This is a genomic window from Bacillota bacterium, from assembly GCA_040754315.1.
Lineage (GTDB): Bacteria > Bacillota > Sulfobacillia > DUSP01 > JBFMCS01 > JBFMCS01.
Window position 1 is genome coordinate 56,752 of record JBFMCS010000041.1, and the last position, 12,445, is coordinate 69,196.

11 protein-coding genes are annotated in these 12,445 nt (G+C 59.3%); 2 read left to right on the top strand and 9 right to left on the bottom strand.

Annotation, left to right across the window (positions count from 1 at the left end; all coding sequences use genetic code 11):
* Positions 1-43: 43 nt before the first annotated feature.
* The 4 genes from nifU to AB1576_08305 all read right to left on the bottom strand — a co-directional run bounded on the left by nifU (position 44) and on the right by AB1576_08305 (position 4,635).
* Positions 44-439: a Fe-S cluster assembly scaffold protein NifU gene (gene nifU, locus AB1576_08290; GenBank protein ID MEW6081759.1), complete on the bottom strand. Its 396-nt coding sequence runs from the start codon at positions 437-439 to the stop codon at positions 44-46.
* Between the two features lie 535 nt (positions 440-974).
* On the bottom strand, positions 975-1,964 hold the full coding sequence (locus AB1576_08295) for a hypothetical protein (GenBank protein ID MEW6081760.1): 990 nt from the start codon (positions 1,962-1,964) through the stop codon (positions 975-977).
* A gap of 59 nt (positions 1,965-2,023) precedes the next feature.
* Positions 2,024-3,340: a pitrilysin family protein gene (locus AB1576_08300; protein ID MEW6081761.1), complete on the bottom strand. Its 1,317-nt coding sequence runs from the start codon at positions 3,338-3,340 to the stop codon at positions 2,024-2,026.
* The gene (locus AB1576_08305) at positions 3,337-4,635 is read right to left on the bottom strand and encodes a pitrilysin family protein (GenBank protein ID MEW6081762.1); all 1,299 of its coding nucleotides are present in this window, start codon (positions 4,633-4,635) and stop codon (positions 3,337-3,339) included. The genes AB1576_08300 and AB1576_08305 overlap by 4 nt, the downstream gene beginning before the upstream one ends.
* Positions 4,636-4,829: 194 nt before the next feature.
* On the opposite strand from AB1576_08305, the gene hisH reads away from it, so the two are divergent.
* On the top strand, positions 4,830-5,456 hold the full coding sequence (gene hisH, locus AB1576_08310) for an imidazole glycerol phosphate synthase subunit HisH (GenBank protein ID MEW6081763.1): 627 nt from the start codon (positions 4,830-4,832) through the stop codon (positions 5,454-5,456).
* 4 nt (positions 5,457-5,460) lie between these two features.
* Positions 5,461-6,222 (top strand): imidazole glycerol phosphate synthase subunit HisF, encoded by a 762-nt coding sequence (gene hisF / locus AB1576_08315; protein ID MEW6081764.1) that lies wholly within the window; start codon positions 5,461-5,463, stop codon positions 6,220-6,222.
* A gap of 3 nt (positions 6,223-6,225) precedes the next feature.
* Here hisF and AB1576_08320 read toward each other — a convergent pair whose 3' ends face one another.
* The 5 genes from AB1576_08320 to AB1576_08340 form a co-directional block, all read right to left on the bottom strand.
* Entirely contained in the window at positions 6,226-6,885 is a 660-nt protein-coding gene (locus tag AB1576_08320) for a diphthine--ammonia ligase (protein MEW6081765.1), read from the bottom strand.
* A gap of 161 nt (positions 6,886-7,046) precedes the next feature.
* Positions 7,047-7,706, bottom strand: coding sequence for a DUF3786 domain-containing protein (locus tag AB1576_08325; protein ID MEW6081766.1), 660 nt, complete (start codon positions 7,704-7,706; stop codon positions 7,047-7,049).
* Positions 7,707-7,721: 15 nt separating this feature from the next.
* A complete protein-coding gene (acsB, locus tag AB1576_08330; protein ID MEW6081767.1) occupies positions 7,722-9,926 on the bottom strand; it encodes an acetyl-CoA decarbonylase/synthase complex subunit alpha/beta in 2,205 nt (734 codons plus the stop codon).
* 39 nt (positions 9,927-9,965) lie between these two features.
* Positions 9,966-11,864: an anaerobic carbon-monoxide dehydrogenase catalytic subunit gene (cooS, locus tag AB1576_08335; protein MEW6081768.1), complete on the bottom strand. Its 1,899-nt coding sequence runs from the start codon at positions 11,862-11,864 to the stop codon at positions 9,966-9,968.
* A gap of 89 nt (positions 11,865-11,953) precedes the next feature.
* Positions 11,954-12,172 carry a hypothetical protein gene (locus AB1576_08340; protein MEW6081769.1) on the bottom strand — a complete coding sequence of 73 codons (219 nt, stop codon included), beginning with the start codon at positions 12,170-12,172 and terminating at the stop codon, positions 11,954-11,956.
* Positions 12,173-12,445 lie beyond the last annotated feature (273 nt).

The following is a 12,445-nucleotide window of genomic DNA, read 5'->3' on the forward strand; positions in this document are numbered from 1 at the left end:
TTGACTGTCACAGAAGGGACAAGCACAATGGCCGTCCACCTTTTCACCCATCATCCTCACCACCTCCACCGGGCCTAGCCTTGGCCATATAGTCCTTTATAGCCTCTCGAAGCGCATCCGCACCTAGGTTGGAGCAGTGCATCTTGTTGGGGGGCAAGCCGCCCAGCTCTTTTGCCACATCCGCGTTGGTAATGGTAAGGGCTTCCTCCAAGGTCTTTCCTATAGCCATCTCCGTTATCATGCTGGAAACGGCTATGGCCGCCCCGCAGCCGAAGGTCTGAAACTTGACATCTGAGAGGCGCCCATCCTTCACCTTGATAAAGAATCTCATGACATCTCCGCACACAGGGTTTCCAACTTGACCAACGCCACCGGGGTCCTCCATCTCTCCCACATTGCGGGGAGCACGGAAGTGTTCCATTACCTTCTCATTGTACATTGCCATCCTTCCCCTTCTACTTCCCCTTTAGTACCATTTCTCAGACTACCACGAAGTCTTCCCAAGAAGCGGGCCTACCCCACTTCCCTTTGCTCACATGGTCTTTGATCTCTCCTTTACTGATTCTCCAGGAAGGTCGCTTCATCCTTCTGTCGAACATGGAAACACACCAAGGGTCTAGGTGGTCTTCAAGCCCCTTCTCAGCGATTTCCGCAGGCCTTGGGATGGTACCCAGCAGCTCTACGTGAAGGCGTTGGTGAACCTGGACCTTTTCACCATCCTCCAATGCTTGTCCGAATCTGGACCTGCTTCTCCTTGGGATTATCGCATTTGGGCAAACCTACGGTGGGGCACCATCCCACAACAGCTGCATGCACTGCACTTCCCAGTGCATGGGACCCCTCCTCTTAACGTGCCGTGGGTGACAAGACCAAAGGCCGGGGCGGAACTTTCTCATTGACAATGTTTTTCAATGAGTGGAAAGCCGTCCCCTCCGGTAAAAAAGGCGCCAAACTGGGGGCGCCATGGAACGCTCTTAGCCTCCCAGGGAGTAGCGCCGTATCACATAGGCATCCTGCCCGTAATGGGCGATGTAGAGGTTCCCCTTGGCGTCCACCGCCGCATGCCAGGGAGTATCCGGCAGATCGACGATTTCCTCCCCCGTCACGCGGCCGGAGACATCGTACCTTATCACCTTCAGGCCGGGTGGGGTGGCCCCCGCCACGTATAGCCTGTGCCGCCCGTCTATGCCCAGGAGGGAGGGTTCAGCGCAGCCGGGATCAATGCTCCACCCGCTTCCCACCGGGGACGTAATGCTGTAACCTTCCCCACTGGTGCCTCTCTCCAGGACGAACAAGTGCCCCTGGGCGCCCGCCAAGTCCACGACTATCCTGGGCCCCGCGTCTTGGGATAACCCGGAGATCTCCCCTTGCGGGTTCATGGTGAATCCACCCAGCACGTCTACCAGGTTCCCAGAAGGGTCATAGAGGGCTACCCTCCTGAAGTAGCCCTCCCCGTGCAGCCAAGAGTCCGCAACAGCGATGCGGTCATCGGAAAGGAAAGAGATGCGCTGCACCGCCCAGATGGCGCCAGCGTTGCCAGGGTCCGGCTTGAGGCAGAAGCTCCCCTTCAAGTTTGCTGAGGTATCGTAGCGGAGCACATAACCATCGTCCGTTACCACGTAGAGGTCACCAGCGGGGGAAATCGCCAGGCGTTCCGGCCTGAGTGGCCGTCCCTGGAGTTCTGTGTGTATTTCCGTCAATTCCTCCGGGGCAAACCGGACAACGCGGGACCGTACGGTGTCGGCCACAAATATCTCGCCCTGCTGGCCTGGGACGAATCCCATTGGTCCCGCTCCAACCTCAGGCACGAACCCCAGTACTCCCTGGTGGGTTCCGGGGTCAAACCATGGTACGGAGCCTACTACCTCTGGCTCGCCATAACTGAAGGGCGGTTCCTTGCCAGCCAGGACCAGTACGGCGGCGGCGATGACAAGGCCAAGGGCAACCAAACGCCAACGGGTCATGGTACCATCCCCCCGTCTACTCTATGGTTGCCCGGGGCGTCTTATGAGGGGAATCCATGTCACTCTGCGGGAAGCACCACGGAGACAGACCTCCGTCTTGGGTCAAGGAACTCGGAAAAACGCCTGGAGACCTCTTCGAAGGTGAGTGACTGCAGGGTAGACGCAAAATCCCAGAGCCCCACCCCGTGAAGGTAGTGGTGATTGAAGACTTGAGCCAGCGCCTCAGGCTGGTCGATGACCCCCAGGAACTGGCCCTCGGTCTTCTTCCGGATGCGCTGGAAGTCCTCTTCAGACAGCCCTGAATGGCCCAGGGTCCCAAAACCCTGGATGAGGCGCTCCTCAAGCCGGCGGGGGTCTGGCGTTTGGCCCCCGATTATGGTCACCCCATAGTCCGCCTCTCCCATGTGGCCTGCGGAGAACTTGTCGTCAATGAGCCCCTCCTCATACAGGGACGTGTAGAGGTCTGAGCCCCTGCCCAGGAGGATGTCTAGGAGAATACCCGTGAGCAACTCCTTCCTCAGCACCTCGGGCCCCCGAAGCCCGGGTTCCACATCCTTGATGCCGATATTAAGGATGGGCTGGGACACAAGCATCTTGTGACTCACCCGGGGCTTCAGCACTTCGTGAGGCTCCTCGGGGAAACGCCTCCGAGGCTGGGTACGGGGCGCAAGGTCCCATACGTCGTTGGAAGAGAGCACATCCTCCACCAAGTTCATGGTCTCCTGGGGGTCCAGGTCCCCCGTGGCGAAAACCACCATGTTCCCGGGGTGATAGAAGGTGGAGTGGCAGAGTTCCAGCTGCTCTTTGGTAATGGCCCGCACGGACTGGACCGTGCCCCCTATGTCAAGCCTCACAGGGTGATTGTGGAACAGGGCCTGCATCAGGTTGGCCTGGACCTTGAAGCGTGGGATATCCTCATACATCCTCAGTTCCTGTTCTATGATACCCTTCTCCCTCTCAACCTTGTCCCCGGTGAGACTAAGGCGCCCTACGAAGGTGAGCAGGAATTCCAGGCACTTTTTGAAGTCCTGGGTTGTTGTGAACAGGTAGGTGGTGTTGGTGTAGGTAGTGAAGGCATTCGCGGACGCCCCCAGCGCCGCGAAGGTCTCGAAGGCGTTCCCTGACTCTTCCTCAAATACCTCGTGCTCGAGGAAGTGGGCTATGCCTGCGGGAACCTCCACCACCTCCTCTGACCCAGGCAAGGTGAAGGAGGAGTCTACTGAGCCATACCTGGTCATGAAGGTGGCGTGTTTCTTCAAGAACCCCGGCCGCGGGAGGACGCTGATGTCCAGCCCACATGCCAGCCTACGGGTGAATAGTGTCTCTTGGAGCCTGGGTTCGTAGAGGGTCTTTTCTGCTAGGCGTCTGGAACTCACTGCCGCACCTCCTGGGCATCGTCCTTGGTCAACAGGTATGTTGTATCCAGCCGGAGCCCCTGTGCAGCCTCGACCACATCGTCCCGGGTAATCCCCTCTAGTTGCCTCACTATATCTTCCAGACTCTCGTCTACCCCGTTGATGTTGCCTTCCAGCTGGCGGAGTATGGTGCCGGTGGGGGAATCCTCAGCAGCCTTGATCCGGCCCACCATTCCCCTGAGGGTGTAATCCATTTCCTCCTGAGACAGCACGCCCCTCTTCATGTGTTCCACTTGCTCGTTCATGATGGCCAGGGCTCTTGTGTAGTCTTCGAAGTCGATCCCGCAGGAGAGGGTCATCAGGCCCTTGGTGGCCTCTAGCTTGGAAAAGGCGTAGTAAGCCAGCCCCGCCTTCTCCCGGACATTCATGAAGAGCTTGGAGTGGGGGAATCCGCCCAAGATGCCGTCACAGAAGGCCAGAGCCCAGAAGCCCGGGTCTCTTCGGCTCCTGCCCGTGCGGTAGCCCAAGGCCAGCTTCGCCTGGTTGATGTCGTGCTTCTCCACTACCTGCCGGGCGCTGTTTACCTCGTGGATGAGTACTGTAGGCTTTATCTCCCTGGACCCCTGCCTGGGGAAGTCGAAAAGATGTCGAGCCATCTTGGCAGCGTCCTCTGGGGATATGTCACCCACGAGGTAGATGTCCATGGGGTAACTAGAGACGGTCTGCCGGAAGTGCTCGGTAAGACCCGCAACATCCAGAGCCTCAAGGTCCTGGGGCTTCCCGTACCTGGAAACCCCATACCTTTCATCGCGGCACATCTCCTCAATGCACCGGATCACAGCATACTGCACCTTGTCATTGATAAGGCTCATCTGGAGTCTCCTGAGATTCTCCCTTTCTTGCTGGAAGTAGTCCTGGCGGAATAGGCCGTTCTCCAGGGCCGGTCTCCGCACCATTTCGGATAGGAGTTCCAAGCCCCTGTCCAGCAACGACTCAGGGCGATCTGAGAGGTACCGGGAACCTGGTACGTCCAGGTGTATGAAGATGACGTGACACTCTCCTACCTTCATCACACCAGTATCAATCTCAGCCCCGTAGAGTCCCTCAAGGCTCCGGGATATCTCCTGAGCGGTGGGGCTGCTCTCGGTTCCACGTCGCAGGACCATGGGGAGCAAAGCGGTCAGCGCAGCCTTCTCCCGGGTGAGTTCCTGGTGTATGAAGAGGCGTACGCTAACCGTCTTGAAACGGCGTGTACTGAGAGTGTGGACCCTTATCCTGTTGGGAAGTGTGACCGTTTCGAAGTTATTGCCAGGCATCAGCATCCCCCTCGTGGCACCCGTTTGTCACACGGGTAGTGTGACCAAATATGCTTTTGGGAAGCATTCAGCCTATCAGGAATTCGCTCCCAACACCAGGGTTCCTCCAATCCCCAGCCGTTGACATGTCCAGAGGCCTGCATGTAGAATGTGGGTGTGCTTAGCACATTAAAGCGCTAAAGCGGGGGAGCCTGTTGATCGCCATAGTAGACTACGGTGCTGGGAATCTCAGGAGCGTCTACAGGGCCTTTAGGAACCTTGGGCGCGAAGCGGTGCTTACGGGCCAGCCTGGTGATATTATGGGCGCCAGCGGCGTAGTCCTCCCTGGGGTGGGCGCCTTTGGGCGGGCCCTGGAGAGGCTAAGGGAGATTGGCATGGATGAGGCACTGCGGCGCTGCGCGCTGGAGGGGAGGCCACTGCTGGGTATCTGCCTGGGAATGCAGCTGTTCTTTGAATCCAGTGAGGAACGCTTCGCCCCTGCCGGCCCATTCCCCGCAGGCTTGGGCCTGTTCCCAGGAAGGGTGAGGCGCTTTCCCGTTGGGATGAAGGTTCCCCAGATAGGATGGAACCAGGTGAATCCCGTCCCGGGTGCAAGACTCTTTCACGGCGTACCCCCGGGAGAGCACATGTACTTTGTCCACTCCTACTACGTACAGCCGGACGATGCCTCTCTGGTGACCGCCTGGTCCGAGTATGGGATGGGGTTTGCCAGCGCTGTTGGGAGAGGGCCCATTCAGGGGGTCCAGTTCCACCCGGAGAAGAGCGGCGGGGCTGGACTGAGGGTGCTGGACAATTTCGCCGCGATGTGTGAGGGGGCATGAGGGAGTGCTGGCCAAGAGGGTGATGCCGTGCCTGGACGTGACAGGCGGGCGGGTGATGAAGGGCACCAGGTTCCTTGATCTCCGGGATGCGGGGGATCCGGTGGAACTAGCCTCCCGCTATGGCCGGGAGAACGCTGACGAGCTGGTATTCCTGGACATCACGGCCTCCAGCGACAAGAGGTCCATCATGATGGACCTGGCCGCGAGGGTGGCTGACGAGGTATTCATACCCTTCACAGTCGGCGGGGGCATACGCACCATTGAAGACATGCGGGCCATCCTGAGGGCTGGCGCTGATAAGGTGTCACTGAACACCAGGGCGGTACAGGAGCCCGCCATCATCTCCCAGGGCGCAGAGCTCTTCGGTAGCCAGTGCGTTGTCCTGGCTGTGGATGCCAAGCAGGTTGGGCCAGGGCCAAGGTGGGAGGTGTACATCCACGGGGGCCGGACGCCAACTGGCATGGATGTGCTGGAATGGGTGTGCCAAGGAGAGAGGCTAGGGGCTGGAGAAATCCTCCTGACCAGCATGGACACGGATGGCACCAAGGCCGGGTATGATCTGGATCTGTGCCGGGCGGTATCGGAGGCCGTGAGGGTGCCGGTGATCGCCTCTGGGGGGGGAGGTAGCCTGGAGCACATTCACGATGTGCTCACCAGGGGCAAGGCCGATGCTGTGCTGGCCGCATCCATATTCCACTACGGCGAGATATCCATAGGTGAGGTAAAGACATATCTCAAGGAGAAGGGCGTCCCGGTCAGGCTGTGAGCGTCACTGGGGCCCTGGAGGATCCAGTTTTGATTGCCGCGGGCGGAGGGTCAGGAAACCGTAGCCGCTCAGGAGGCTCCTGCCAGCCTCTTCCACAGGGACTGGGCGCTGGAAGATGGGCCCACCTGTCACGATGGTGTGATACTCCCCCAGCTCCCCGCAGGGCGAAACCCCCAGGCTCACCATTTCCTCCACAGTGCCCTGGTCAATGGGACGTCCCAGCCACTCGACCCCCAGGTACTTGGTGTTTACCACGGATATTACCGCCTTGAACCCAAGGCCTATGAACCTGGCAATGAGGTCCTCCTGCCTCTTGCCCCAGATGGGGTGCATGCACTTCAGGTTAGCCTCGGCGGCAATCCTCCGGCACCAATCCCTGTGGCCCTCGATGTCAATGTCCCCGAAGATACAGCCCTCAACGCCTGGGGCCACGCTGTGGAGGGCCTTCCTGTACTCATCCTCGTAGTCCTCCCAACCGGCCATACCGGTCACCAGTTCAGCGCCTATTGCTTCGGCCTGGAGGTTCAAGATGTCCAGGGAAGCGTTGTTGGACTTGGAGTACCCCTGTGGAGAGATCATGGCAAGAAGGTGGGAGACTTTAAGTCCCATGGAGCGGGCCTCGTAGAGTGCTAGTGCGCTATCCTTTCCTCCACTCCAAGACACGATGTAGCGGCTCAGGGAAAGTCACCTCGCTGGGCCCCCGGGTAGGAGTCCCCTTATTCAGCATCATATCCAGCGCTGGTCAGCAAGGCCAGGAGAGATTCTCGCTATTCCTTGCGGGCTTCGTCCCACAAGAGGGTACACTGGGAAAAAGGCGTCTTCCTTCACGACCGTAGCGGCCGTGCCTCCCGGACAAGGTATGATACAGCCTCCTGTGCCGTAACCACCACATCCTCTATGGGCAGGTGTCCAAGGACAGTGGAATCCAGCAGCACCGAGCCGGAGGCGGCGAACTCCTCGTCCGCCTTCCAGACTACCATGGTCAGGGGTACCCTGGGGAATGCGCTCACAACGGCTCCTTTATCCCCTGCATGGACCTCAGCCCCGCCCAGGCGCCGAGCTGCCTCGACAAGCCTTGACGGAGCTTTCCCGAACTCCCTGGCCAGGCGCTGGGATACGCGTTTCTCGAAGTTGGAATGGTAGACCTGCCCGCCAGGCAGGTTCCTGAAGGCCACCAGTTCACCGGTGGGAGTGGATCCGTCCGAGGTGTTCAGGTGATGGAGCGCCAGCACTTGGAGCCAAAGGGGCACTCCACAAGCCTCTCCGGCAAGAGAGAATTCCAGGCCAGGCAGCCTGAGTGTAAGGGGCTTTCCCATGAAGGGAAGGCTGATCACTTGTCCCTCAAGAACCGCCCCCACCGCCTGGCATCTTGCAGGGATGTCCGATGCGGAGAACTGGCGGGAGGCCAGTCTCATGGCCTCCCGCTGGCTGTGACCGAACGGAATGTCATCCGTGGGCAGGTTTCCTGGGAACTGCTTGTTCATCCCGTCAACCCCTTGCTAGAACAGAGGATCCATTGCCAGGCACGGGTGCCCCACCTTCTCTAGCCATGGCAGGATCTCCTCTTCTGTGGTGCCTACAGTCTCGTCGGCTATGAGATCCGGGAAGTTGGGCATTCCTAGCTCCCGAGACCTCGCCCGGAGCCTGTCCATGATCTCCTCTTTCAGCATCTTGGGCATCCACACGAGACGGAATAGCCCTCCGTCACCCGATAGGAACTTCCGCTGGCATATGTAGTACTTGCTGTGACCCACGAAACCAGGGGTGCTCTGCCCGCCTCCAACGGCTCCCGCCAGGGTGGTGAACTTCATGCCGCAGGGTGTCATCCCCTGGAACTCTCGGTTCACCGTCATGACCCCGTTGCACATGGGGAGCACTGCGGCAACGCACTCGCAGCACCCGCACGTTGTCATGGGCTCGTGAACGATGCTGTAGAAGGAGTATCTGGGAATGGCCCCCCTGGACTCCTTGGAGACGAACTCGTTGACTCCCTTGAAGACACCCAGCCTGGCGTCGAGGACCTCGCCCTTCTTCACGGGCTGGTTGGGTCCGGTGGGGTTGATCTCATAGGCCGCCCTGCAGTCCATCCAGTTGTAGGCGCCGCAGAGGCCTGTACGCTCCGGGCTGACCATGCAAACGTGGGTGGGGGCAAAGGACTGGCACAGGGTACAGGAGTAGTACATTTCCGTGTCCTCGTCCGTCATGCCCTCGATACGAGCATCACGTACTGCGTACACCTCCCTGGCCTGCTTGAGGACCTCATCCACCTTGCTAGTCTCTGTGTAAATCCTCACCTGGACCTTGTCGAGGATAGCCCCAAAGTCCTGGTGCATCTTGGCATGGAGGATCCGGCCGATATCGGCGATCTTGAACCCTGCCTCAACTGCCTTCTTGCCGAACCGGTACCACGCAATGTCTCGCTGCCCGATGTGCATGATGCCCTCTGCGTAGTTCACAAGGTGATGGATCTGCCGTTCCAGTATGGGTTCGAAGTCCTGCTGCATCTTGCGGCCGGCCACCTCGCAAACCACAGCCAAGGGAAGGGTAGAGCCCTCCTCGATGTTATCGATCTCGGGCCCTATCACCTCGACATGCCCGTCCTCTATCTCGTCCATCCACTTCATGGTGCACCATTCCACGGCCATAGTCTTGCCGCCGCCACACTCTAGGTAGGCATCGTCCTTCCGGACCCTCTCCCCCTCGAAGGCTGGCCCGTAGGCTACGGGGATAGGCACCTTGGAGACGGCTACGCGAAGCCCGCGCACCTCCGCTGCCTTGGAGACGATCTCATTGTGGGGGATATTGGAGACCACGTGCTCGTAGGTGCATATACCAGTGGGGAGAACCTCGGGAATGGGCGTATCGGCTATGGCGGGGAAGCCCCAGTTGATGGCTCCCGCGGCATTCGCGTACCACTCCTCTGTCACGCTACCCAAGGCCAAGACAAAGGCGAACACACGGTCCTTGTTGTATATGAGGATCTTCCGGTAGTCTCCAGGCTCGATGCCTCCGAAGGCCATGGCTGCCCTGGTGGCAAACCCCAAGGCGAAGACGGCGCCAGAGACATCGGGGCTGAAGGATACCAGACGGGTCGGCCAGCCTATCTGGACGCCAGCTTCCACAAGCTGGTTGGAGAAGTGATTGCCCTGGTGCTCTCCGCACATGAACACGTACAGGCTCTTCTCCTGGAGTTCCCGGGCGATCTTCTGGGCGGTGGCGGGATCCGGTGCCGCTCCAACGATGGCGGCGAACCCCGGCGCGGTACCGTCCACGAACTCGATGCCCCTTCGCCTCAGGATGACATCGTCCGCCGGCCCCAGCCAGATGTTGCCGTCAGTGGGTTCCTCCTGGGCAGTGTAGAAGTCAGGCTGCTCCAGTATCCTGATGCCTTCGGCTATCTCCTCCGCGAAGAATGTGGCCATGCCTGCGTCCAGGGCAGGTCCTAGATAGGGCAGGTGGACACTCTCCTTGACATATGGGGGCAGGATCTGCCGGCACTTCTTGAACACTCCCTCGCAATCCCCCAGGTTCTGCACGGGGATCCCGAGTATCCCGTATATTATCGGAAGATAGTAGGTGGTATTTGGAAAGGCGATCTCCTGCTTGGCCCCGAACTTATCCATGGCCTGCTGCCACTGGGCTTCGGCCCTGTCCACGATCTTGTGGGCACCGCGGATCGCTGCTGAACAGATGATCTTGGACATCGTTACCCTCCTCTTTGGGCGAACCGCTTCACTCCAGAATCAAGCCAGCTCCCGCCGCATAGCCATGTCGAACAGGACCCGCTCGCGGGCCTTGTCAATTCCGAGAGCCTTACGCTTCAAGTCAATGTGGGCAATCATTAGTTTGGCTCCCTCAATGGGGTCGGGCTCAAAAGCCCACTTGCCCTTGAACCTGTCCTCCATGCCCTCGAATAGGAACTTGGTCAGTTCGTCGCTGCCCAGCGTGGGCCAGGTAACACCGAACACGGTGTAGACCCCTGACGCCACGAAGTACTGGCCTATGGAGATGGCCTTCTCGCTCATCCACTCAGGGGCGGCACCTGCGGCCGGGAGGTCACTGATGTCATCCCCAAGACCGCCTTCCTTGACTACGGCGGTGGCGGCCATGAGTATCCGGCTGTTGTCTACGCAGGACCCCATGTGTATAACAGGGGGAATACCTACGGTCTCACATACCTCGGCCAGTCCCGAGCCTGCAAATTGCGACGCGGCGTCCGGAACCAGGAGGCCCGCCTTGGCGCAGGCCATGGCGCTGCACCCTGTCTGGAGCACTATCACATCGTTCTTGATGAGCTCCTTTACCATTGCCACGTGCACTTCATCATGGGGGACCCTGGGGTTATTACATCCAACGACCCCGGCTATACCACGGATCCGGCCGTTTATGATATTGTCATTCAGAGGACGGTAGGAAGCCCGGAAGAGGCCGCCCAGGAGATAGTTGATGGTCTCGTGGGAGAAACCCGCCACCAGGTCTACTTGCTCAGCAGGGACCATAGCCTCGCCCTTTCGCTGGGTAAACGCCTCAATCGCTTGAGAAACGATGGCCTTGGCAGATGCCACGGCGTCGTGCTCGTTGAACTCGACATGTATGGCTCCGCGCATCTTGGCCTTAGGTGACGTGGTGATCACCTTGGTATGGAAGCACTGGGCCACGGTGGGGAGGGACTGCATGATACACTGGACATCCACGATCATGGCGTCCACCACCCCGGTGATGATGGCGAGTTCCTGCTGGAGGATGTTCCCCGCTAGAGGGATGCCATGCCTCATAAGGATCTCATTGGCGGTGCAGCAGATGCCCGCCATGTTGATGCCCTTGGCTCCATTGGCCCGGGCCTTCTCAAGTAATTCCGGGTCCCGGGATGCCCACACCAGCATCTCGGAGAGGAGCGGCTCGTGGCCGTGAACCACTATGTTTACCTGCTCGGGATCGAGCACGCCCAGGTTCACCCTGCCCAAGATGGGATAGGGGGTGCCAAACATGATGTCCTGGAGCTCTGTGGCTACCATTGAGCCGCCCCAGCCGTCCGCCAGTGCGGTCCTGGCACCCTGCATCAACAGGTTCTGGTAGTCCTGGTCAACCCCCATGTGGGTGCGATGCATGCACTCCACTATTTCCCTATCAATGCCCCTGGGTACCACGCCAGTCTTGCGCCAGAGTTCCTGGCGTTTCAGGGGCGCCCTGCTGATAAACCTGAGGGAATCATCAGTGGAGAACTGACTGAGAGCGATTTCCGCTACGTCCAGGGCGATATCATTTACGGGCCGGTCACCGATCTGTACTCCAAAATCCATGGCTACCTGTAGCAGTTTCTTCTCGTCTTTGATCCCGTAACCTGGAGCCTCTCCCTTGGCTGCAGAGAGAAATACCTCCGCAACGCCGCGGCCATGGTCTGAGTGGGCTGCGGTCCCCGCCGCGATCATTCTCACGAAGTTCCTCGCGGCCACCGTTTCGGGAGTCGCCCCACATACCCCTCTCCTGCCGGCCTCATCTCCTCCCTTCTTCTTGGGGAGACGGCAAGGCCCCATGGCACACATCTTGCAGCAGGCGCCATCCGCGCCTATAGGACAAGGCTTGAGCCCATCAGCGCGATCGAAAGCAGTGACCACGCCATCACAGGCCGCCTTCTCCAGCATCTGGTTGGTAGTGGAGCATATGCTCCTGACTCTCTCTTCCGCCACGTTGAAGGTCCCTCCCTGTCTAGTCCTTGCCGGACAGCCTCCCGTCAGGCAGGGTTCTTGCGTCTCTCCGTCCCAAAGCCTTCCTTGCCATACCAGTAACGTTCACCGCTTCTGAGGTATGTAAGTATCTCCTTCCTTGAGTCCAGCTTGTGCTGCCACTGGCCGATTCCCTCACCAGTGGGTTTACCATCTTCGTAGGCTGGACCGAGCACCTCGATGGCCTCCCCGTCGAATCGTTGCTTCTTCACCCAGTTCTCCGCCACCACTTTCTCACTCCTCTCCGAGTAACACGGGCTAGGGATTCGTGACACGACCCTTGGCGCACAATTAGCCGGAACGGCCCTGTCTCAGAAGGGCTGGCGCCCGGCTATAGTCCATTATTATGATCCTACTAGGAAATTGACAAAAGCACGTGTACATTTCTCCGCCAGGAAAGATGTTTCCTCCCGGGGGTTTCCGGTTGTTTGGTGGTTTTCACCGTTGGCACCGGCGGCGATGGCTATAGGGTGGGCGGAAAGATGGAAAACCCCCCAGAA

Excerpts from the sequence above, each read along its gene's own strand:
- nifU (MEW6081759.1), bottom strand. The coding sequence starts at position 439 with ATGTACAATGAGAAGGTAATGGAACACTTCCGTGCTCCCCGCAATGTG.
- AB1576_08295 (MEW6081760.1), bottom strand. The coding sequence starts at position 1,964 with ATGACCCGTTGGCGTTTGGTTGCCCTTGGCCTTGTCATCGCCGCCGCC.
- AB1576_08305 (MEW6081762.1), bottom strand. The coding sequence starts at position 4,635 with ATGCCTGGCAATAACTTCGAAACGGTCACACTTCCCAACAGGATAAGG.
- AB1576_08325 (MEW6081766.1), bottom strand. The coding sequence starts at position 7,706 with ATGAACAAGCAGTTCCCAGGAAACCTGCCCACGGATGACATTCCGTTC.
- acsB (MEW6081767.1), bottom strand. The coding sequence starts at position 9,926 with ATGTCCAAGATCATCTGTTCAGCAGCGATCCGCGGTGCCCACAAGATC.
- cooS (MEW6081768.1), bottom strand. The coding sequence starts at position 11,864 with ATGCTGGAGAAGGCGGCCTGTGATGGCGTGGTCACTGCTTTCGATCGC.